This window comes from Rhizobium binae, from assembly GCF_017357225.1.
GTDB classification, from domain to species: domain Bacteria; phylum Pseudomonadota; class Alphaproteobacteria; order Rhizobiales; family Rhizobiaceae; genus Rhizobium; species Rhizobium binae.
This window is the reverse complement of record NZ_CP071604.1, coordinates 3,361,270-3,383,686: the sequence shown is the minus strand read 5'-3', so window position 1 is coordinate 3,383,686 and position 22,417 is coordinate 3,361,270. Positions and strand designations below refer to the sequence as shown.

Genomic DNA, 22,417 nt, shown 5'->3' with positions numbered 1-22,417 from the left:
GAAGACTCTGGCGCGGCGGCGGCTTCGGCCGCCCAGTCCACTATGCCGGCACGCGCAATGAAGTCGAAATCGGTATGCACTGTTATCAGGCAGGGTGCACATTGATGGCAAGCAGGTGCGCGCTGATGCCAAGCGTTACAAAAAATGGCGCACCCGACAGGATTCGAACCTGTGACCTTTGGAATCGGAATCCAACACTCTATCCAGCTGAGCTACGGGTGCACGCCTGAGGCGGTTTGAATCGCCTGTCCGATGGGTGGTTCTTAGCCTAGCTTGCGGCCGGCTTCAATCGTGAAATTCTCAGAAATACCGATGCTTGCGGTTTACGGGGTATTTTTCCGTCGAGCTGTGGAGTGCGCCACAAAAAACTCCGCCGGCCTTGCGGGCGGCGGAGCGGGTGTTGTTCTCGATGACCTTGCAGCACTCAAATCTGCATGGCGCCGGGGCCGGGGATGGCCTTGGGCGGTACCTTGCCGAGGATGATCATGCCGAGCACCTCGTCCTTGGTCACATCCTCGGTGCGGGCGTGGCCCACCACCTGGCCGTTCTTCATCACCGAAACGCGGTCGGCGAGGTCGAAGACGTCGTGGATGTCGTGGCTGATGAGAAAGATGCCGATGCCTTCCTTCTTCAACTGCTTGATCAGCTCGCCCACCTGCGCAGTCTCCTGCGGGCCGAGGGCTGCCGTCGGCTCGTCCATGATCAGGATACGGGCGTTGAAGAGGATGGCGCGGGCGATCGCCACCGATTGCCGCTGGCCGCCCGACAGCGCCTTCACCGGCTCCTTGAAGCGCTTGAAGTTGGGGTTGAGCCGCCCCATCACTTCGCGCGCCGAGGCTTCCATCGCCACGTCGTCGAGCGTGCCCCAGCGGGTCTTCAGCTCGCGTCCCAGATAGAGGTTGGCGGCGGCGTCGACATTGTCGGCGACGGCAAGGGTCTGGTAGATCGTCTCGATCCCGTATTTCTTGGCGTCGCGCGGGTTGCGGATGTCGGCCGGCTCGCCATTGATCAGGATCTCGCCGGAGTCGCGCTTGTAGGCGCCGGAGAGGATCTTGATCAGCGTCGACTTGCCGGCGCCGTTGTGGCCGAGAAGGGCGACGACCTCGCCGGGGTAGAGATCCACCGAGGCGTTGTCCACGGCGTGGATGCCGCCGAAGGAGATCGAGATGTTTTTCAGTTCCACGAGGGGAGTGCGGTGATCAGTCATGTTTGAGGCTCCTCTCACTTGGCACGGGCGCGATAGACGGTGTCGAGCCAGACCGCGACGACGAGGACGGTGCCGACGACGACGCTCTGCAGCGGCGTGTCGACGTGGGCGAGAACCATGCCCGATTGCAGCGACTGCATGACGAGCGCGCCGAGCATGGCCCCGGCGATAGTGCCGGTGCCACCCGCCAGCGACGTCCCGCCGATGACGGCGGCGGCGATGGTGTAGAGCTCATCGAGCGTGCCCTGCGAGTTGGTCGCGGCGTTGAGGCGGGCCGTGGAAATCGCCGCCGCGATAGCGGCAAGCACGCCCATCAGCGCGAAGATGCGCACCGTCACCCAGCGGGTCTTGATGCCGGCGAGCTCGGCGGCCTCCGGGTTGCCGCCGATCGCGAAGACATAGCGGCCGAAGCGCAGGCGGGTGGCGATGAAGGTCATGATGATGCCGACGACGATGGCGATCAGCACCGGCACGGCGATGCCGTAGGGAATATCCAGGCCGGTTTCCGGCCAGGGGATATTGTTGGTCTCGGCATATTTCTTGGCGATGTTGATCGGCCAGTAATAGCTGTTGGCGATCGAGACGGCTCCGAGGATCAGCACGCAGCTGAGCGTCGCGAGAAAATATTCCGCCCAGATCGGCCGGCGCGGAAAGCCGAAGCGGCGGCGCTGATGGCGCGAGCCGATGATGCTGGCGATGACGAAGAGGCAGGCGGCGATGCCGACGACCCAGCTCCAGGTGGCGCCGATCGAGCCCTCGGCGCCGCCGCCCATGATGCGGAAGGTCTGGTCCATCGGGGCAACCGTCTGGCCGCTGGTGACGAGCCAGGTCGCGCCGCGCCAGACCAGCAGGCCGCCGAGGGTAACAATGAAGGAGGGAACGTTGAGGAAGGCGATGATCATGCCCTGGAAGGTGCCGATCAGCCCGCCGGCAACGATGCCGATCAGCAGCGTGATCACCCAGGTGAAGGGGCTGTCGAAGCCGATATATTCCGGCAGGATTTTCGCCTGCGTCACGCCCATGATCATGCCGCAGAGGCCGAGCACGGAACCGACCGAAAGATCGATGTTGCGGGTGACGATGATCAGCACCATGCCCGTCGTCATGATCGCGATATCGGTCGTCTGGACCGACAGGTTCCAGAGATTGCGCGGGGTCAGGAACAGGCCGCCGGTGATGATGTGGAAACCGATCCAGATGATGACGAGCGCGCCGATCATGCCGAGCAGGCGCGTGTCGATCTCGGTGGCGCGGAAGAAGCGGGTCACCGCATTGGCTTCCGCCGTTCGCGGCCCGCTTGATGTTGTGGATTTTACCATTTCGGCCATGGGTTTGCCGTTCCCCCATTCTTGTTTCGACGGATGCGCGGGCGTGCGAAAGGCTGCCTTCGGCGTCATCAATCTGTTCTTCAACTGACCATCGCGGTGCTTCCGGAAACCGGTCGCGTGGCGTCGCGACACCCTTCCGGCAGGGAATAAGTCCGCGCTGGTGCGGCGAGGCGGAGGAACTGCATCATTGGAGTTCTCGTCCGCATCCGGCGCCGCAGCGGTCTTTCCGCTGCGGCGCCGGCAGTTCAGTGCAGGAGCTGCTTACTTGCAGGCGGCGACGGTGCCGGCCTTGACGCCCTGGCAGGCTTCAGCCTTGGAAATCCAGCCGGCGTCGATGACGACGTTCAGATTGTCCTTGGTGATCGCCAGCGGCTTCAGGAAGACAGACTGCATTTCCACACCCTTCGGGCCGCCCTTGAATGCCTGTGCGCCGTCGATCTTGCTCATGTCCTTGCCGCCGGCGAGGTCGAGAGCGATTTCAGCGGCGCGCTTGCCGAGTTCGCGGCTGTCCTTCCAGACGGAAACCGTCTGCGTGCCGAGCGCGATGCGGTTCAGCGCCGCCTTGTCGCCGTCCTGGCCGGAAACCGGAACGGAGCCGGCGAGGCCCTGGGCGTCGAGCGCTGCGATTGCGCCGCCGGCCGTGCCGTCGTTGGAGGCGACGACGGCGTCAACCTTGTTGTTGTTGGCGGTCAGGAACTGCTCCATGTTGCGCTGAGCATTTTCCGGCAGCCAGCCGTCGGTGTAGGCTTCGCCGACATTCTTGATCTTGCCGGCGTCGATCGCAGCCTTCAGCACTTCCTGCTGGCCCGAGAACAGGAAGTCGGCGTTCGGGTCGGAGGACGAGCCCTTGATGAAGACGTAGTTGCCTTCCGGCTTCGCCTTGAAGACGCCCTCGGCCTGCAGGCGGCCGACTTCCTTGTTGTCGAAGGTGATGTAGAAGGCAGCCGGGTTTTCGATCAGGCGGTCATAGCCGACGACCGGGATACCTTCGGCAGCGGCCTTTTCGATCGCCGGGCCGATGGCGTCGGAGTCCTGGGCGAGGATAATCAGCGCGTTGGCGCCCTGCGAGATCAGCGATTCGACGTCGGTCAGCTGCTTGGCGGCCGAGGACTGCGCGTCAGCGGAAATATACTTGGCGCCCTTGGCTTCCAGAGCCTTCTTGATGGCGGCTTCGTCGGTCTTCCAGCGTTCTTCCTGGAAGTTCGACCAGGAAACGCCGACAACGAGATCGGCAGCCATGGCAGCAGTATGCACGGAAACGAGGATGGCGGCGCCTGCCATCAATTTCAAAATAGACTTCATCATGTCCTCCCGAGTGAGTTGCGACCGGCCCAGCCCATGCTTCCTCCGGCCACGGCGATACGCCTGTCGAGGAAATTCGGATTATTTTCTCGACAGTCGAGAAATTTGATGTCAGAGATTTTTTCAACTGTCAACACTGCGAAGTCTGCTTATTTTCCTTGCGGAACGACGGCCGGCGATGCAGTGGAAGCGAGGGCGGAACAAGCATTGGGAAGAGGGCGGCATTCATGCTGACCAAGTCGAGCACGGAGCTGGTCCGGCAGAGAAACAGCGTGCTCGTGCTGTCCGTGCTACGCCGCCACGGCGCGCTCGCCCATACCGAAATTTCCGATTTCACCGGCCTTTCCTCGGCCACCATCTCGGCGATCACAGCCGATCTGGAACGCGCCCAGATCATCGAAAAGTCCGAGCAGCAGGCGGCCAGCGGCCGCGGCCGGCCGCGTGTGCTTCTGCGCCAGCGGCGAGATTGCGGATATCTCATCGTCGTCATCATCTCATCCGATGCGGTGCAATACTCGCTGGTGGATTATGCCGGCAAGCTGATCGACCGCTTCAGCGAGGAGCGCTCGCATGATCCCTCGGGCGCGGCCCACTTCATCGAAGGCGTGCGCGCCGGCCTGTCGCGCATTCTCGATCGCTCCCGCATTTCCCAGGAAAAAGTGCTGCTGATCTCGATCAGCAGCAAGGGCCTGGTCGCTTCCACCGAGCCGGTTCTGCTCTGGTCACCGATCTTCGGCAGCGACCAGATCGATTTCGAATCGGCGCTGAGACCCGACTGGCAAGCCAAGGTCATCCTCGACAACGAGACCCTGCTGGTCGCCGCAGCACTCGGCGCGCGCGAGGAGATCGTCAAGGGCGCCAACTTCCGCTCGCTCGCGGCCCTCTCGCTCGGCCACAGCATCGGCCTCGGCATCGTCCGGCGGGGAGGGCAGACGGGGCAGGAGGTTTCGGCGCCGAATTTCGGGCATATGCTGCACATGGCAGGTGGCGGCCTCTGTCGCTGCGGCACGCGCGGCTGCATCGAAGCCTATGCCGGTTTCTACGCCATCCTGCGCAGCGCCTTCGAAGTGCCGCTCGATACGATTCCCGCCAAATTCGTCCCCGTCGCCGAATTGGACAAGATCGCCGCCAAGGCCCGCCAGGGCCACCGAACCTCCGCCTTCGCCTTTCGCCAGGCGGGCCTGGCGCTCGGTAACGGCCTGTCGCGCGTGCTCAGCCTCACCGAACGCATGCCCATCGCCATCACCGGCCCCGGCACCCGCTATTACGACCTGCTGCGCCAGGGCATCGAAGAGGGCCTCGGCCAGTCGCATATCGTGCGCATGGAAGGCATGCCCGAAATCCGCATCGTCCCCGAAGAACCCATCCTCGTCTTCGAAGGCCATCTCAACCGGGCGCTCTCGGTCATCGACCAGGATATCATGGTCTCGGGCGTTCAGAGTGGCGAGTAGCGCCAAAACACCTCCCCAACCCCTCGCCACAAGGGGAGGGGCTACCGTGTCGCACTCGCCGCATTTTGAATCCAGCGATGCTGTGTGAAGCTGCGTCAGGCCGAAGCGCTGCCGCGGATAAGGCCCTCTCTCCTTGTGGGGCGGGGTCGTTCAAAGGTCCGAACCACTGCACAACTGCCCGCCTCGACTGGCCGCGGCCCTGGCTCCCAGCTCAAGGCCTCGAATGACGGAGGTCGGCGGTGTCTTGCCGCCAAACGAGCCGTCGATGTTGCGGACTGTGGGCGGCGCTTTCGGCACCGGCATAGCACCGCCTTTTGACCGGGAATCGGGACGCCTTAGCCTCGCCGACGGCAACTTTGGCGCAAACGCAACCCTCACTCTCCGTCACTCCAGGCCTTGAGCCTGGAATCCACGGCCACCCTCCGTCCTGCATGGCCTTGATCCGAGAATCCACACCGCATCCTCCAGCGACCATGGGCAGTTCAAATCTTCTCTCGCTTCCTCATTCCTGGGCTCGCCGCAGGAATCTGAGCGCCAAGTCCTTCGGCGCGGGAGACTCCCTCGAGGGCGAATAGGTTCAATTCATCGCGCGGACGCGCGGGGGCTGTGGATTACAGGCTCAAGGCCTGGAATGACGGAGGTTGGGGCGTGTTGCCGCCAAACGAGCTGTTGGCGTTTCGAGCGGGCGGTACCCGGTGCACGGTATGGCTCTCGCCGCCTTTACCAGGCCCAAACGCAAACGGCCGGGCGTGTGCCCGGCCATCTCATCGTGGCGGCCGCTCGGGATAGGGCCGTCAGCCAACCTTGATCCGCTTGCCTTCCTTGACCGACTGCACCGCCGCGTCGGCGAGCGCCAGCGCAGCGAGACCATCGGCGCCCGACGGTGAGATCTTCGAGCCCTTTTCGATCGCGGCGATGAAGGCGGCGATCTCGTTGGCGTAGGCTTCGGTGTAGCGGGTCATGAAAAAATCATGCAGCGGCGGGCGGGTGTAGCCGTCGCCGTTGGCCACCTCGATCGAAACCGGGCGCTGGTTTTCGGCTGCCGCCATGCCCTTTGCGCCATGCACTTCGATGCGCTGGTCGTAGCCATAGGTGGCGCGGCGGGAGTTGGAGATGACGGCCTGCTTGCCGGAGGCAGTCTGCAGGATCACCGAGACGCTATCATAATCGCCGGCTTCGCCGATCGCCTTGTCGACAAGCACGGCGGCGGTCGCCAGCACCGAGACCGGCTCTTCGCCGAGCAGGAAGCGGGCCATGTCGAAATCGTGGATGGTCATGTCGCGGAAGATGCCGCCCGAGCGCTTGATGTAATCGACCGGCGGGGCGCCGGGATCGCGCGAGGTGATTGTCACCATCTCGACATCGCCGATCTTGCCGTCATCGATGACCTTGCGAACCGCCATGAAATGTGGATCGAATCGGCGGTTGAAGCCGACCATCAGCTTGGCACCGGTGTCTTCCACCACCTTGATGCAGGCCTTGACGCGGGCGACGTCGAGATCGATCGGCTTTTCGCAGAAAATCGCCTTGCCGGCGCGGGCGAAACGCTCGATCAGGTCGGCATGGGTGTCCGTCGGCGTGCAGATGACGACGGCGTCGATATCCTTGGCGGCCTCGATCGCCTCGATGGTGCGGACTTCGCAGCCATAGGCCGAGGCGATCGCTTCAGCTGGCTGCGGAAAGGCGTCCGCGACCGCAACCAGCTTCGCATTGGCGTCGCCGCTGACGGCCTTGGCGTGAACCTTGCCGATGCGGCCGGCGCCGAGAAGACCGAATCTCACTGTCATTTCAACCTCCCTTGAATTCGGAACAAATAAACCGAATTACCAAAAAACTGGAATTTTCATTCCATCTTCTCTGCGTCGCGTCAAGCCCGCGGCTCTTTCACATTTGCAAGATTCAAACTAAAGACAAGCGCGACACAGGCCATGGGCTGTGCGACGCATGCCGGGGGCATGCGTGACATAACCGACCGCGGGGCACAGATGCAACTGATCGATCCGAACCATCCGGCATACCGGCGCCTCTGGGTGCGGATTGCCATCGTTGCCGTCTGCTTCGGCTGGGCCACGATCGAGATCATCGGCGGCGATCCCTTCTGGGCGGTGCTTTCGGCCGCCGCGGGCGCTTATGCATTCTATATGCTGTTCTGGACCTTCAATCCCCAGCCTGAGGCCGTAGCGCCGGCGGTCGCACCCGACGCCGACGACGAGGAAGAGCCAGCAGCGCCGACCTCGGAAAAGCCGTCGAAGGACGTGCAGGCGGAGTAATCAGCGCAATCGCCGCAGCGCTTCGTCGATCAGGAGATTGGCGAGCATCATCCGCTTCGTCGCATTGTCGCGGAAGGGCAGGGCGACGCCGTCGGGGTGGTTGGCGCGGGCAAACGCGCGGCGCTTCTCGCCGAGCGTCAGCGGCGTATCGGCAGCCGAGATCGCCAGTTCGCCGGCAACCTCTTGCGGGGTCGTGCGGGTGAGGTGATCCGGCATCACAGGCTCGGGTGGAAGCAGAGGCCGCGGTTTTTCCACGGGTCCCTCTGCGGCATCGAGGTCCAGATTGTCGAAATAGGCTTCGCCGATCCGCTGCGAGGCGACCGAGACACCCTCCATGACATCGAAGGCAAAGCCGGTGCCGAGACCCGCCACTCGGTGGGCGGCCGGCACTTCGGCGTCATCTTCTGCCGTCTGGTCCTCCGCCTTCAGGCGCTCGAGCACTGATTGAAATACCGATTGTCCGAACAGCATCCCGTTTCCCTGGAGAGCATTCCGGCTTCTGCGATCGGCCAACGTGCTCTATTTTTTCACGCAATTTCCGGGCGCAAAAAACCGCTGCGCAGTTTGCCGGAATTGCTCCGGCCCCATTAGGACCTGGCAAGATGGCGCCGGGCTTGCGGGCCTATCCCGCCTGCTTCAGGCTTTCCTCCAGGATCATGTCATAAAGCAGCCTTGCGCTCGGCGGCAGCGCCCGTTCGCTGGCCGTGATCAGGCTGTAGGGCTTGACGTTGATCTCGAAATCGATCGGTAGGACGCGCACGTCGGAGGCCTTGGCGCCTTGGCTGGCAAGGAAATGGGCGACGTCGATCGCGACGGGGGCGATCGCATCGGTCTCGCAGACGATGGCGCAGGTCAGCAGCAGCGAGGAGGTGTTGACGATATTTTCCGGCAGCGCTACGCCGCGCGACAGGAAAATGTCCTCGATCGTCCGGCGCAAGAGCGTACCCGGCGGCTGAAACACCCAGTCGTAATCCCTGACGTCGGCAAGGCTGCTCACCTTCTGCTTTAGCAGCGGATGGCTCTTGCGCACAATCAGGCAGGCCCGTTCGATGCCGATCTCGGTCACCTCGAACAGGCGCGGGTTGAGGTCGTCGGGAATGCGGCCGATGATGAAGTCGTGGCGGGCGGCGAGCAGTTCGCGGGCGAGCACGTTGCTGGTCTCCACCTGGATATTGATCTCGATGCCGGGATAGGCTTTGCGCACCTTGTTGATCGCCGGCACCACGAGGCTCATGGCCGGCGCCGTCACTGCACCGATGAAGACCGAGCCGCCCTTGCCGCTCTTCAATTCACCGATCTCGCGGCTCGCTTCGCGCAGCTCCAGAAGGATTTTGCGCGCGCGTCTCGCAAGCGCCGCGCCGAAGGTCGTCAGCACCACGCCGCGGGCCACCCGCTCGTAGAGCTGTGTCTTGGTGATTGATTCCATTTCGGACAGCATGCGCGATGCGGCGGGCTGCGAGATGTTGAGGACTTCCGCAGCCGCGGAAATCTGTCCGCTATCTTCGATTGCGACGATCATTCGGAGGTGATTCAGCTTAAGTCCTGCCCGTAAAAGGCTGTCATCGCCGAAACTGTCGCTGTGGATATCAACGTGATCCATCGAAATTGGCTCTGAAACGATCGTCATGGTTGCAGCCTCCCCGCTGCGCTCCATTAAAAGTAATACTTTTTAACGATATACCAAAATTGTTATGCACTTTACCACTTATTCTATTTGACAGTTATAGGAATCCATACCAGTTTGCCGCCGTGTGCTGGTTGGCACTCAACACGTGTGAGATCGTGGAGGAGACCTACTTCGTTTCTCACCATCTGAAGTAACTATCCAATACGGAACCTGCCACAGTTTCGGGGCGGGCGGTTTTCCGTCCGCTGCTCTATTAACAAGGGAGAGAGAAATGAAATCCATTATCTCATTGATGGCTGCGGCTGCCTTCGGCGTCGCTTCGTTCGTTGCACCGGCAATGGCCGCGGATAAGGGCACCGTCGGCATTGCTATGCCGACCAAGGCTTCGGCCCGCTGGATCGACGACGGCAACAACATCGTCAAGCAGCTCCAGGCTGCCGGTTACGGCACGGACCTGCAGTATGGCGACGACGACATTCCGAACCAGCTTTCGCAGATCGAAAACATGGTTACGAAGGGCGTCAAGGTTCTCGTCATCGCTTCGATCGACGGCACCACGCTTTCCGACGTTCTCCAGAAGGCTCACGATGCCGGCATCAAGGTTATCGCTTATGACCGTCTGATCCGCGATTCGGGCAACGTCGACTACTACGCCACCTTCGACAACTTCCAGGTCGGCGTTCTCCAGGCAAATTCCATCGTTGACGGCCTCGGCCTCAAGGATGGCAAGGGCCCGTTCAACATCGAACTCTTCGGCGGTTCGCCGGACGACAACAACGCCTTCTTCTTCTATGATGGCGCAATGTCCGTCCTGCAGCCCTACATCGACTCGGGCAAGCTCGTCGTGAAGTCCGGCCAGACCGGCATGGACAAGGTCGGCACCCTGCGTTGGGATCCGGCGACGGCGCAGGCCCGCATGGACAACCTGCTCTCGGCAAACTACACCGACGCCAAGGTCGACGCCGTCCTGTCTCCCTATGACGGCCTCTCGATCGGCATCATCTCCTCGCTGAAGGGCGTTGGTTACGGTACGGCTGCCCAGCCGCTCCCGATCGTCACCGGTCAGGACGCTGAGATCCCGTCGGTCAAGTCGATCATCGCTGGCGAACAGCACTCGACGATCTTCAAGGACACCCGCGAACTCGCCAAGGTGACGGTTGCCATGGTCGATGCCGTCATGTCCGGCAAGGAGCCTGAGGTCAACGACACCAAGACCTACGACAACGGCGTCAAGGTCGTTCCGTCCTATCTGCTGAAGCCGGTTGCCGTCGACAAGACCAACTATAAGCAGATCCTCGTCGACAGCGGTTACTACACCGAAGACAAGCTGAAGTAAGTTAAGCTGGAGGCCGGAGCCTGCGCTTGCGGGTTCCGGCCTTCGATTTTATGATTACCCATCCATCGACGGGCTGGGGACGCTGGAACTTTGACTATGGACAATACCATCCTCGAAATGCGGAGCATCACCAAGACGTTCCCGGGCGTCAAGGCGCTGGAGAACGTGAACCTGAAGGTTCGCAAGGGTGAAATTCACGCATTGGTAGGCGAAAACGGGGCCGGCAAGTCGACCCTGATGAAAGTGCTATCGGGTGTTTACCCCACCGGAAGCTATGACGGCGACATCGTCTATGAAGGCGAGACGCGTCACTTCAAGGCGCTGAGGGACTCCGAAGAAATCGGCATCGTCATCATCCACCAGGAACTGGCGCTCGTGCCGTTGCTGTCGATCGGCGAAAATATCTTCCTCGGTAACGAGAATGCCAAGAGCGGCGTCATCAGCTGGGACGAGACCTTCAACCGCACGAAGCAGCTGCTCAAGAAAGTCGGCCTGTCCGAATCTCCGAACACGCTGGTGACCGACATCGGTGTCGGCAAGCAGCAACTCGTCGAGATCGCCAAGGCGCTGTCGAAGAGCGTCAAGCTGCTCATCCTCGATGAGCCGACGGCTTCGCTCAACGAAAGCGATTCCGATGCGCTGCTCACCCTGCTGATGGAATTCCGCAAGCAGGGCATCACCTCCATCATCATTTCCCACAAGCTGAACGAGATCCGCAAGGTCGCCGACCAGATCACGGTCCTGCGCGACGGCATGACCGTCAAGACGCTCGACTGTCACGCCGACGAGATCAGCGAAGACATCATCATCCGCAACATGGTCGGTCGCGATCTCGAAGACCGCTATCCCCCGCGTTCGGTGCCGATCGGCGAAACCATTCTCGAAGTGAAGAACTGGAACGCCTATCACCAGCAGCACCGCGACCGTCAGGTCCTGCACAATATCAACGTTACCGTTCGCAAGGGCGAAGTTGTCGGTATCGCCGGGCTGATGGGGGCAGGGCGCACCGAATTCGCCATGAGCCTGTTCGGCAAGTCCTATGGCCACAAGGTCTCCGGCGAGGCGCTGATGCACGGCAGGCCGGTCGACGTCAGCACCGTGCGCAAGGCGATCGACGCCGGTCTCGCCTACGTCACCGAAGACCGCAAGCAACTCGGCCTGGTGCTCAACGACACGATCCTGCACAACACGACGCTCGTCAATCTGAAGGCGGTGTCGAATGCCTCGGTGATCGACAGCGTCAAGGAATCGCGGGTTGCCACCGATTATCGGTCGAAGCTGCGTATCCGTTCCTCGAGCATCTTCCAGGAGACGGTCAATCTCTCCGGCGGCAACCAGCAGAAGGTGGTGCTGTCGAAGTGGCTGTTCTCCGGCCCCGATGTCCTGATCCTGGACGAGCCGACGCGCGGCATCGATGTCGGCGCAAAATACGAAATCTATACTATCATCAACCAGCTTGCCGCCGATGGGAAAGGCGTTCTGATGATCTCGTCGGAAATGCCGGAACTGCTTGGCACTTGTGACCGCATCTACGTGATGAACGAGGGACGCATCGTCGCTGAATTGCCGAAGGGAGAAGCAAGCCAGGAAACCATCATGCGCGCTATCATGCGCTCAGGGGAGAAGAAACAATGACGCCGATCAATCAACCCATCGCTGAGCAGGGGCGTGTCGTCTCGATCGGAGACTATATCCGCGGCAACATCCGCGAATACGGCATGTTCATCGCACTCATCGCGATCATGGTGTTCTTCCAGTTCTCGACCGGTGGCGTTCTCTTCAGGCCGCTCAATCTGACCAACATCATTCTGCAGAACTCCTTCATCGTCATCATGGCGCTCGGCATGCTGCTGGTCATCGTCGCCGGCCATATCGACCTTTCCGTCGGCTCGGTCGTCGGCTTCATCGGCGCCATCGCCGGCGTGATGACGGTGCAGTGGCACACCAATTATGTCCTGGCGGGTGTCGTGTGTCTTGCTCTCGGCGCGGTCGTTGGCGGCGTTCAGGGCTATTTCGTCGCCTATCACAAGATTCCGTCCTTCATCGTCACGCTCGCCGGCATGCTGGTTTTCCGCGGCCTGACGCTGTTCGTGATGACGGCATCGGGCACCGGGACCAGCATCGGTCCGTTCCCGCCGGAGTTCCAGCTGATCAGCATCGGCTTCCTGCCCAACCTCATCGATATGGGCGGCATCAATTCGACCTCGATCATCCTGACCGTCGTCGGCGCCGTCACTCTCTTCTACCTGGCCTGGCGCAAGCGCCTGTCGAACGAAAAGCATGGCAATGACGTCGAACCGATGGGCTTCTTCCTTGCCCAGAACATCATAGTCTCGCTTGCCATCCTGGGGCTCGGCTACCAGCTGTCGATCTATCGCGGCTTCCCGAACGTGCTTGTCGTCATGCTCGTCCTCGTCGCTGCCTATGCCTTCATTACCCGCCGTACCACAATCGGCCGGCGCATCTACGCCATGGGCGGCAACGAGAAGGCGACGAAGCTTTCCGGTATCAATACCGAGCGGCTGACCTTCCTGACATTCGCCAATATGGGCCTGCTTGCGGGTCTGGCTGGCCTCATCGTGGCTCTGCGCCTCAACTCGGCGACGGCCAAGGGTGGTTTCGGTCTCGAGCTAGACGTCATCGCCGCCTGCTTCATCGGCGGGGCGTCGGCGCAAGGCGGCGTCGGCAAGGTGACGGGTGCGGTGATCGGCGCGCTTATCATGGGCATCATGAACAACGGCATGTCGATCCACGGTCTCGGCACCGACTCGCAGCAGATGGTCAAGGGTGCGGTGCTTCTCGCCGCCGTGTTCTTCGACGTCTACAACAAGAACAAGGGCTGAGCGCCTAAGCGCAGCCCAGGCATTCGCAGTCATATGAATGGTGGATTCCGGCTCCCGTGGGAGCCGGACAGGCGGAGCTTTTTCTGTCTTCGCCGGAACGAGAAGGATCGAAGTCGTGCTTATTTCCCAGATCAAGGGTGCCAACGGAGAGATCATCGTCGCCGTGCGCGAGCAGGGCGGCGCGGCAAGGTCGGTCAAGAATGCCGGCAGCGTCTATGCGCTGGCGATGGAAGCCGCTGACGGCGGCAAGTCGCTTGCCGCTATTATCGAGGCCCATGGTTACGGCGACGCCGTTGACCTTGAGAAGGCTTATGCGGAAGGCGGTTTCCTGCCGCCGATTACTCATCCCGATGCCGCCCACGTGCATCTGACCGGCACCGGTCTCACCCATCTCGGCTCCGCCGCTACCCGCGATAGCATGCATAAAAAGACCAGCGAGGCGGCCGAGGAAACGCTGACCGACTCGATGAAGATGTTCAAGATGGGACTTGAGAACGGCAAGCCGAAAGCTGGCGAAAAGGGCGTGCAGCCCGAGTGGTTCTACAAGGGCAACGGCTATGGCGCGGCTGCCCCCGGCGCGCCGCTCGTCTCGCCCTCCTTCGCGCTTGACGGCGGCGAAGAGCCCGAGATGGCCGGCATTTACGTCATCGCCAAGGACGGAACGCCGTTCCGCATCGGCTTTGCGCTGTCGAACGAGTTTTCCGATCACGTCACCGAGCGTATGAATTATCTTTATCTCGCCCATTCGAAGCTGCGCCCTGCAAGCTTCGGCCCTGAGATCCGCGTCGGCGCGGCACCGGAGGATATTCGCGGCATCTCGCGCATCAAACGCGGCGACAAGGTGATCTTCGAGAAGCCCTTCCTGTCGGGCGAGGCGAACATGTCGCACACCTTCGCCAATCTGGAATATCACCATTTCAAATACGGCCTGTTCCGTGTTCCGGGCGATGTGCATGTCCATATGTTCGGCACGGCGACCCTGTCCTTTGCCGAGGGCGTCAAGACCGAAGAGGGTGACGTCTTCGAGATCGAAGTCGCCGAATTCGGCCTGCCACTCCGGAATCCGCTGAAGGTGGCCGCCGAAGAAGAGATCGCCGTCAGGCAGCTCTGATTTCAAGACCTGGCCGCACTCGGCGGCCGGATCGTTGCTCGTAAACGGTAAAGGAGGCTTGTTCAGCCCATGACCATTTATCAAAACCTGATCGCCGGCGAATGGGTCGGCACGAACGCGACGAAGAACATCAATCCGTCGGACACGAACGAAGTCGTCGGCCTCTATGCCGATGGCAGCGCCGAAGACACCAAGAACGCCATCGCCGCCGCCAAGGCCGCCTTTCCGGCTTGGTCACGCTCGGGCATCTGGGAACGCCACGTCATCCTGAAGAAGACCGGCGACGAGATCATGGCGCGCAAGGACGAGCTCGGCGCGCTGCTTGCCCGCGAAGAAGGCAAGACCCTGCCGGAAGCGACTGGCGAGGTTATCCGTGCTTCGCAGATCTTCGAATTCTTCGCAGGCGAAGCCCTGCGGCTGGCCGGCGAGGTCATCCCGTCGGTGCGCCCGAACATCGGCGTTGAGATCACCCGCGAGGCGCTCGGCGTCATCGGCATCATCACGCCGTGGAATTTCCCGATCGCCATTCCCGCCTGGAAGATCGCGCCGGCGCTCTGCTACGGCAACACCGTCGTTTTCAAGCCGGCCGAACTGGTGCCGGCCTGCTCCTGGGCGATCGTCGACATCCTCAACAGGGCAGGGCTGCCGAAGGGCGTGCTCAACCTCGTCATGGGCAAGGGCTCGGTCGTCGGTCAGGCAATGCTCGAAAGCCCCGACGTTGCCGGCATCACCTTTACCGGCTCCACCGGCACGGGCCGCCGTGTCGCCGCTGCCTCGATCGAGCATAACCGCAAGTTCCAGTTGGAGATGGGCGGCAAGAACCCGATGGTCGTGCTCGACGACGCCGATCTTTCAGTCGCCGTCGAAGCCGCCGCCAATTCCGGCTTCTTCTCCACCGGCCAGCGCTGCACTGCGTCCTCGCGTCTGATCGTCACCGAAGGCATTCACGACAAGTTCGTCGCCGCATTGACCGAGAAGCTGAAGACGCTAGTCGTCGACAACGCGCTGAAGGCCGGCACCCATATCGGCCCGGTCGTCGACGAACGGCAGCTGAAGACCGACACCGACTATATCGAGATCGGCAAAAACGAAGGTGCCAAGCTCGCCTTCGGCGGCGAGGTGATTTCCCGCGAGACGCCCGGCTTCTACCTGCAGCCGACGCTGTTTACCGAAGCGACCAACCAGATGCGGATTTCGCGCGAAGAGATCTTCGGACCCGTCGTCTCGGTCATCAGGGTCAAGGACTACGACGAGGCGCTGGCGACCGCCAACGACACGCCGTTCGGGCTTTCGGCCGGCATCGCCACGACCAGCCTGAAACATGCGACGCATTTCAAGCGCAATGCCGAGGCCGGCATGGTCATGGTCAATCTGCCGACGGCAGGCGTGGACTTCCATGTGCCGTTCGGCGGCCGCAAGGGTTCGTCCTACGGTCCGCGTGAGCAGGGCAAGTATGCGAGCGAATTCTTTACCGTGGTCAAGACGGCCTACACGCTGGCTTAAGACATATCCGATGACCCGGGCCGTACGAGGCGGCCCGGCAATTCACCCTGAAGGACAGAGAAAATGAAAAAGAAAGCGGAATGGCCGCGCAGGCTGAGGTCGCAGGAATGGTACGGCGGCACGAGCCGCGACGTGATCTATCACCGCGGCTGGCTTAAGAACCAGGGGTACCCGCACGACCTGTTCGACGGCCGGCCGGTGATTGGGATCCTCAACACCTGGTCGGACATGACTCCCTGCAACGGTCATCTCCGGGAGCTCGCCGAGAAGGTGAAGGCGGGTGTCTGGGAGGCCGGCGGCTTCCCGCTCGAGGTGCCGGTGTTCTCTGCCTCAGAAAACACCTTCCGCCCGACCGCGATGATGTACCGCAACCTCGCCGCTCTCGCGGTCGAAGAGGCGATCCGCGGCCAGCCGATGGACGGCTGCGTGCTGCTGGTCGGCTGCGACAAGACCACGCCGTCGCTTCTCATGGGTGCCGCTTCCTGCGATCTGCCGTCGATCGTCGTCACGGGCGGGCCGATGCTGAACGGCTATTTCCGCGGTGAACGCGTCGGCTCCGGCACCCATCTGTGGAAGTTCTCCGAAATGGTGAAGGCGGGCGAGATGACGCAGGCCGAGTTCCTCGAGGCGGAAGCATCGATGAGCCGCTCGTCGGGAACCTGCAACACGATGGGCACCGCTTCCACCATGGCGTCGATGGCCGAGGCGATCGGCATGGCACTGTCCGGCAATGCCGCCATCCCGGGCGTCGATTCGCGCCGCAAGGTCATGGCGCAGCTCACCGGCCGCCGCATCGTGCAAATGGTCAAGGACGATCTGAAGCCGTCCGACATCATGACGAAGCAGGCATTCGAGAACGCCATCCGCACCAACGCGGCGATCGGCGGATCGACCAACGCCGTCATCCATCTGCTTGCGATCGCCGGCCGCGTCGGCATCGATCTTTCGCTCGACGATTGGGACCGTTGCGGCCGCGACGTTCCGACGATCGTCAACCTGATGCCGTCGGGCAAGTACCTGATGGAAGAGTTCTTCTATGCCGGCGGCCTGCCTGTCGTGCTGAAGCGCCTCGGAGAGGCGGGTCTCCTTCACAAGGACGCGCTGACGGTCTCGGGCGAAACGGTCTGGGACGAGGTCAAGGATGTCGTCAACTGGAACGAAGATGTCATCCTGCCCGCTGAGAAGGCACTGACCTCGTCGGGCGGCATCGTGGTGCTGCGCGGCAATCTCGCGCCGAAGGGCGCCGTTTTGAAGCCCTCGGCCGCCTCGCCGCATCTCTTGGTGCACAAGGGCAGGGCAGTCGTGTTCGAGGACATCGACGACTACAAGGCCAAGATCAACGACGACAATCTCGACATCGACGAAAATTGCGTCATGGTCATGAAGAACTGCGGCCCGAAGGGCTATCCCGGCATGGCCGAAGTCGGTAATATGGGGCTGCCGCCCAAGGTGCTGAAGAAGGGTATCCTCGACATGGTGCGCATTTCCGACGCCCGCATGTCAGGCACGGCCTATGGCACGGTCGTGCTGCACACGTCGCCGGAAGCTGCGGTCGGCGGGCCTCTGGCAGTCGTTAAAAACGGCGACATGATCGAACTCGATGTGCCGAACCGTCGCCTGCATCTCGACATATCAGACGAGGAACTGGCGCGGCGGCTTGCCGAATGGCAGCCGAACCACGATCTGCCCAAATCAGGCTACGCCTTCCTGCATCAGCAGCATGTCGAAGGGGCCGATACCGGCGCCGACCTCGACTTCCTCAAGGGATGTCGCGGAAACGCTGTCGGCAAGGACAGCCACTAGGCACTGCGTGTCCGCCTGGACATCGATGAAAAGGCGGGGCTCTGCTCCGCCTTTCTGCTGGAATGAGACGGCTTCAGGTCGAAGCGCTGAACCCGCGATTGCGTTCAGCTCTGGCTCTGGCTTTGCATTTGCCCGCCATTCTCGACTTTGACAGTCACGGACAGCGTTTCGCCCGGCGTACCGATGCGCATGCCTGAAATCGGCGCGGCGTCGCGATAGCAAAGACCGGAGGCGACCCTGACGTAGCGGGCATCCGGGCAGATCTCGTTAGCAGGATCAAAGCCGACCCAGCCGAGACCGCGAATATGGGCTTCGGCCCAGGCATGGGTCGCCGCCTGTTCGATCTTTTCCTCCATCATCAGATAGCCGGAGACGTAACGGGCCGGTACCTGCAGGGCGCGGGCAGCAGACACGAAGATGTGCGCGTGGTCCTGGCAGACGCCGCTTTTCTTCTCCAGCGCCTGTTCGGCCGTCGTCGCGGCGTTGCTGGTGCCGGGCTTATAGTCGACCGTCTCATGGATTGCCGCCATCAGCGCGTGCATGCGGGCCAGTTCGTTGTCGCCACCGATGCCCTTGATCAGTTCCTTGACCAGCTTGCCGCTTTTGGTCAGCGGCGTTTCGCGCAGGAAGAGCCAGAGCGGGCAGAAGCCGGTATGCGGGCCGGTGACGCCGCTATTGTCCGCCGTCTCGACCTCGCCTTCGGCCAGAATGCGCGTCACGTGCTGCTCGCCTTCCAGCGAGACAAGGTTGACGTGGTTACCATACTGGTCGTCATATTCCACTTCGGGGGTCGCGCCCTCGACGTTCAGCGACCAGCCAAGCACTTTCTGGACGACTGATGTCGGCGGCGTCAGTCTGAGGCGCTGCAGCGAGAATTGCGCCGGTTCGTCATAGCGGTATTCGGTGAGGTGGCTGATTTTCAGTCTCATGGTCTGATCCGCTTAAACGTAGAATCGGTAGCCGTCGGAAATCTCGGCGCCGAGCTGGTTGTTGCGCGAGACGAAATCCTCGAGGAATTCGTGCAGGCCTTGATCCATGATGTCGCGGATCGCTCTGGTCTGCAGCGTGGTGCGGATCGCGTCCGCCGTATCGTGGGCAGGCAGTCGCGCCTCGTAATCCTGGGCGAGATAACTGAGATTGCTGACGATCTTCTCGTAACAATAGGCAAGTGAGCGCGGCATCTGGACGTTCAGCGTCAGGAAGTCGGCAATGTTCATGGCCCGGTATTCACCGTCATAGGCCCAGCTATAGGCACGATGGGCGGAGACCGAACGCAGGATCGATTCCCACTGCACATTGTCGAGCGATGAGCCGACCGCCGAGACGGAGGGCAGCAGCACGTAATATTTCACGTCGAGAATGCGGCTGGTGTTGTCTGCCCGCTCGATGAAGGTCCCGATTCGAGCGAAATTATAGAGCTCGTTGCGCAGTGTCGAGCCATGGAAGGCTCCGCGGATGAGACCGGCGCGGCGCTTGATGACGTCGATCACTTCAGGCAGGTCGGCGGCCTTCACGCGCTTCTCGAGCAGCGTCTTCAGGTCGATCCAGCATTCGTTGGTGGCTTCCCAGGTTTCCCGCGTGAGCGCCGTGCGCACCATGCGGGCGTTGTTGCGGCCGGACTCGATGCAGGACATCACGCTCGACGGGTTGGCGCGATCGCGCAGCAGATAGTCGATCGCTTCGGCGTTCGTCAGCTTCGTGTGACCTTCGTCATAAGCCTCGCGCACCCCAGCACTTTGCAGCACGCCATCCCAGTTGTCGTCGCCGGCGCTACTGCGGGTCAGCGACATGCGCAGCCCGGCATCGACAAGGCGGGCGATATTTTCGGCGCGCTCGATGTAGCGAAACATCCAGTAGAGGCCATTTGCAGTTCTTCCGAGCATCAGTCCTCCAGCACCCAGGTGTCTTTTGTGCCGCCGCCCTGGCTGGAATTGACCACGAGCGAGCCTTCTTTCAGCGCGACGCGGGTGAGGCCGCCCGGAATGATCTGAACCTTGTCCGACACGAGCACATAGGGGCGCAGATCGACATGGCGCGGTGCAATCCCCTTGTTGACGAGGATCGGCACGGTGGAGAGCGACAGCGTCGGCTGAGCGATGTAGTTGTTCGGCTTGGCCTTCAGCTTTTCGGCGAAATCGGCGCGTTCCTTCTTCGACGCCGTCGGGCCCACCAGCATGCCGTAGCCGCCTGAGCCGTGCACTTCCTTGACGACCAGCTCTTCCAGGTGCTCCAGCACGTATTTCAGGCTTGATGCCTCCGAGCAGCGCCAGGTCGGCACGTTTTCGAGCAGCGCCTTGCTGCCGGTGTAGAATTCGACGATCTCCGGCATGTAGGAATAGATTGCCTTGTCGTCGCAGATGCCGGTGCCGGGCGCGTTGGCGATGGTAATGTTGCCGGAGCGGTAGACGTCCATGATTCCAGGGATGCCGAGCGCCGAATCAGCCCGGAAGGTCAGCGGATCCAAGAAGTCGTCGTCGACGCGGCGGTAGAGCACGTCGATCGCCTCGTAGCCGCGGGTCGTGCGCATTTTCACCTTGCCGTCGATGACACGCAGATCCGAGCCCTCGACGAGTTCGACGCCCATCATGTCGGCGAGGAAGGAATGCTCGTAATAGGCCGAATTGTAGATGCCGGGGGTCAGCACCGCGACGCGCGGCTTGCCGCTGCAGCCGGGAGGGGCGAGCGAGGCAAGGCTCTGGCGAAGCAAGTAGGGATAGTCCTCGACGCGCTGCACCTTGTTCTCGTGGAAGAGTTCCGGGAACATCTGCATCATGGTTTCCCGGTTTTCCAGCATGTAGCTGACGCCGGACGGCGTGCGGGCATTGTCCTCCAGCACGTAGAACTGGTCCTCGCCGGTGCGCACAATGTCGGTGCCGACGATATGGGTGTAGACGCCGCCGGGCGGGCGGAAGCCGATCATTTCGGCCAGAAAGGCGACATTGTTCTCGATCAGCTCGCGCGGAACGCGGCCGGCACGGATGATTTCCTGCTTATGGTAGATGTCATCGAGGAAGGCGTTGAGGGCGATCACCCGCTGCTCGATGCCCTGGGCGAGCTTGCGCCATTCGCGAGCGGAGATGATGCGGGGAATGATGTCGAAGGGGATGAGCTTTTCGGAACTGTCGGCATGGCCGTAGACGGCGAAGGTGATGCCGGTCTTCCGGAAGATGTTTTCCGCATCGCGGGACTTGGCAATCAGATGCGACCGGTCTTGGCTGTTGTACCACTCGAAATATTTCTCATAAGGCGCGCGAGGACTTTCGTCCCCGGTAATCATTTCATCAAATGCCAAAGGTGCGGCTCCCCTTTTTTGTTCATTTGAATACAACGCAAATTGCAATGCAAGAACCATGCGCAGTTCGGGGAAAAGATTTGCGTTGCGGGAAAGGAGGCGATTTTCGGGTGTTTGAGGTGATGGGCCAGATGGTGTTCCGCAACGGCTGCGCAAAATGTGGGCAGGTGATGTTTTTTCGTTCAGTTGCGATGGGCAGATTCGGGTACAACCGCAGGCTCTCTCATCCCTGTGACGAGGAGGGGAGGTGCCGTGGCACCCCGGTTTTTGCGCTCGTCGCAGGAACGCGGGTCGCGCTCATTCTCCATGCCAACCATCAGCAAAATTTCAAGTAAGCATCAATGCTTCGCCTTTGACTGCGGCTGCGGCGTGCGGCTATCAGCACGGCAACTCTCTATCTTTCCGAGATGGCCCATGACCCTCGACCGCTTTGCCCCCGCCGTTTTTGTTTTTCTCTGGTCCACAGGTTGGGTCGTGGCGAAATTTGCTGCGCTGCATTCCGAACCCTTTACCTTTCTTTCGATACGTTATGCACTATCGGCCTTGGCCTTCCTGGCCTTTTGCCTGGTGACCGAGGCGCAATGGCCGAGGAGTCGGGTGACGGTGCTGCGGGCCATCTATTCCGGCTTTTTCCTGCATGGCTTCTATCTCGCCGGCCTCTGGTGGGCGATTGCCAATGGCGTGCCGGCCGGCATATCGGGCATCATCGCGGCACTGCAGCCGCTGCTGACGGCGATGGCGGCGCCCTTCCTCATCGGCGAGCGATTGCAGAAGACCCAGCAGGTCGGTCTCGCTCTCGGCTTCATCGGTATTGCCATCGCGATTTCGCCGAAGCTCTTCGATCCGGCGACGGCCGATCTCGCGCATGCCACCGTGCCGCTGGCGATCAACCTCATCGCCATGGGCTCCGTCACCTACGGCACGCTTTATCAGAAGAAACACCTGCAATCCGGTGACCTCAGGACCATCGCGATGCTGCAATATGTCGGCGCTCTCATCCTCACTCTGCCGCTGTCGCTGATTTTCGAACACCAGCATTTCGACGGCACCGCGCAGGCCTATGGCGCGCTTCTCTGGTCGGTCTTCGGCCTGTCGATGGGCGGTGTCGGGCTGCTGCTTTACCTCATCCGCCGCGGGCAGGTCTCGCGTGCCGCCTCGCTGATCTACCTGATGCCGCCGGCCGTCGCGCTCGAAGCCCTCATCGCCTTCGGGGAGCGGCTGACGCTGCCGTTGATTGTGGGCACGGTGATCGTCGTGACGGGCGTATATATGACAAACCGCAGGGTCGTTCAGCAGGCGCAGGCGAGCGGATAGATGGCTGGGCCAAGGTCGGACGGATGGCCT

At 61.7% G+C, this 22,417-nt stretch carries 18 protein-coding genes and 1 tRNA gene; 9 read left to right on the top strand and 10 right to left on the bottom strand.

What is annotated here, in order from left to right; all coding sequences use genetic code 11:
* Positions 1-145 precede the first annotated feature (145 nt).
* From J2J99_RS16605 to xylF, 4 genes are all read right to left on the bottom strand, one after another.
* Positions 146-222 (bottom strand) — tRNA-Arg (locus J2J99_RS16605).
* 202 nt (positions 223-424) lie between these two features.
* A complete protein-coding gene (locus tag J2J99_RS16600; RefSeq protein ID WP_012484836.1) occupies positions 425-1,207 on the bottom strand; it encodes an ATP-binding cassette domain-containing protein in 783 nt (260 codons plus the stop codon).
* A gap of 14 nt (positions 1,208-1,221) precedes the next feature.
* On the bottom strand, positions 1,222-2,535 hold the full coding sequence (locus J2J99_RS16595) for a sugar ABC transporter permease (protein ID WP_168298451.1): 1,314 nt from the start codon (positions 2,533-2,535) through the stop codon (positions 1,222-1,224).
* Positions 2,536-2,796: 261 nt separating this feature from the next.
* Positions 2,797-3,837, bottom strand: coding sequence for a D-xylose ABC transporter substrate-binding protein (xylF, locus tag J2J99_RS16590; protein WP_003581351.1), 1,041 nt, complete (start codon positions 3,835-3,837; stop codon positions 2,797-2,799).
* 227 nt (positions 3,838-4,064) lie between these two features.
* Between xylF and J2J99_RS16585 the strand changes: the two genes are divergently transcribed.
* The gene (locus J2J99_RS16585; protein WP_168298453.1) at positions 4,065-5,288 is read left to right on the top strand and encodes an ROK family transcriptional regulator; all 1,224 of its coding nucleotides are present in this window, start codon (positions 4,065-4,067) and stop codon (positions 5,286-5,288) included.
* A 794-nt stretch (positions 5,289-6,082) separates the two neighbouring features.
* Here J2J99_RS16585 and iolG read toward each other — a convergent pair.
* On the bottom strand, positions 6,083-7,075 hold the full coding sequence (gene iolG, locus J2J99_RS16580) for an inositol 2-dehydrogenase (protein ID WP_168298455.1): 993 nt from the start codon (positions 7,073-7,075) through the stop codon (positions 6,083-6,085).
* Positions 7,076-7,273: 198 nt separating this feature from the next.
* Between iolG and J2J99_RS16575 the strand changes: the two genes are divergently transcribed.
* Positions 7,274-7,558 (top strand): hypothetical protein, encoded by a 285-nt coding sequence (locus J2J99_RS16575; RefSeq protein ID WP_168298500.1) that lies wholly within the window; start codon positions 7,274-7,276, stop codon positions 7,556-7,558.
* Here J2J99_RS16575 and J2J99_RS16570 read toward each other — a convergent pair whose 3' ends face one another.
* Both J2J99_RS16570 and J2J99_RS16565 read right to left on the bottom strand, forming a co-directional pair.
* Positions 7,559-8,029 (bottom strand): hypothetical protein, encoded by a 471-nt coding sequence (locus J2J99_RS16570; protein WP_168298457.1) that lies wholly within the window; start codon positions 8,027-8,029, stop codon positions 7,559-7,561.
* 151 nt (positions 8,030-8,180) lie between these two features.
* Positions 8,181-9,185: a LysR family transcriptional regulator gene (locus J2J99_RS16565; RefSeq protein ID WP_168298459.1), complete on the bottom strand. Its 1,005-nt coding sequence runs from the start codon at positions 9,183-9,185 to the stop codon at positions 8,181-8,183.
* Between the two features lie 271 nt (positions 9,186-9,456).
* Here J2J99_RS16565 and chvE point away from each other — a divergent pair, with 271 nt between their 5' ends.
* The 6 genes from chvE (at position 9,457) to araD (ending at position 17,781) form a co-directional block, all read left to right on the top strand.
* Positions 9,457-10,521, top strand: a complete 1,065-nt coding sequence (gene chvE, locus J2J99_RS16560; protein ID WP_004668889.1) for a multiple monosaccharide ABC transporter substrate-binding protein — start codon at positions 9,457-9,459, stop codon at positions 10,519-10,521.
* 96 nt (positions 10,522-10,617) lie between these two features.
* Positions 10,618-12,156 (top strand): multiple monosaccharide ABC transporter ATP-binding protein, encoded by a 1,539-nt coding sequence (gene mmsA / locus J2J99_RS16555; protein WP_168298460.1) that lies wholly within the window; start codon positions 10,618-10,620, stop codon positions 12,154-12,156.
* Positions 12,153-13,364 (top strand): multiple monosaccharide ABC transporter permease, encoded by a 1,212-nt coding sequence (gene mmsB / locus J2J99_RS16550; protein WP_168298462.1) that lies wholly within the window; start codon positions 12,153-12,155, stop codon positions 13,362-13,364. The genes mmsA and mmsB overlap by 4 nt, the downstream gene beginning before the upstream one ends.
* A 115-nt stretch (positions 13,365-13,479) precedes the next feature.
* On the top strand, positions 13,480-14,475 hold the full coding sequence (araD1, locus tag J2J99_RS16545; RefSeq protein ID WP_168298464.1) for an AraD1 family protein: 996 nt from the start codon (positions 13,480-13,482) through the stop codon (positions 14,473-14,475).
* A gap of 69 nt (positions 14,476-14,544) precedes the next feature.
* Positions 14,545-15,978 carry an aldehyde dehydrogenase family protein gene (locus J2J99_RS16540; protein WP_168298466.1) on the top strand — a complete coding sequence of 478 codons (1,434 nt, stop codon included), beginning with the start codon at positions 14,545-14,547 and terminating at the stop codon, positions 15,976-15,978.
* Positions 15,979-16,041: 63 nt separating this feature from the next.
* Positions 16,042-17,781, top strand: coding sequence for an L-arabinonate dehydratase (araD, locus tag J2J99_RS16535; protein WP_168298468.1), 1,740 nt, complete (start codon positions 16,042-16,044; stop codon positions 17,779-17,781).
* A gap of 104 nt (positions 17,782-17,885) precedes the next feature.
* Here the strand turns inward: araD and J2J99_RS16530 are convergent, their stop codons facing one another.
* Genes J2J99_RS16530 through J2J99_RS16520 form a run of 3 tightly spaced genes read right to left on the bottom strand, consistent with a single transcriptional unit; the run spans position 17,886 to position 21,073 of the window.
* Positions 17,886-18,710, bottom strand: a complete 825-nt coding sequence (locus tag J2J99_RS16530; protein ID WP_168298470.1) for a transglutaminase family protein — start codon at positions 18,708-18,710, stop codon at positions 17,886-17,888.
* A gap of 12 nt (positions 18,711-18,722) precedes the next feature.
* Positions 18,723-19,664, bottom strand: coding sequence for an alpha-E domain-containing protein (locus J2J99_RS16525; protein ID WP_168298472.1), 942 nt, complete (start codon positions 19,662-19,664; stop codon positions 18,723-18,725).
* Positions 19,664-21,073, bottom strand: a complete 1,410-nt coding sequence (locus J2J99_RS16520) for a circularly permuted type 2 ATP-grasp protein (RefSeq protein ID WP_168298474.1) — start codon at positions 21,071-21,073, stop codon at positions 19,664-19,666. Before J2J99_RS16520 ends, J2J99_RS16525 begins: the two co-directional genes overlap by 1 nt.
* 414 nt (positions 21,074-21,487) lie before the next feature.
* Between J2J99_RS16520 and J2J99_RS16515 the strand changes: the two genes are divergently transcribed.
* On the top strand, positions 21,488-22,387 hold the full coding sequence (locus J2J99_RS16515) for a DMT family transporter (protein ID WP_168298476.1): 900 nt from the start codon (positions 21,488-21,490) through the stop codon (positions 22,385-22,387).
* Positions 22,388-22,417: the final 30 nt, after the last annotated feature.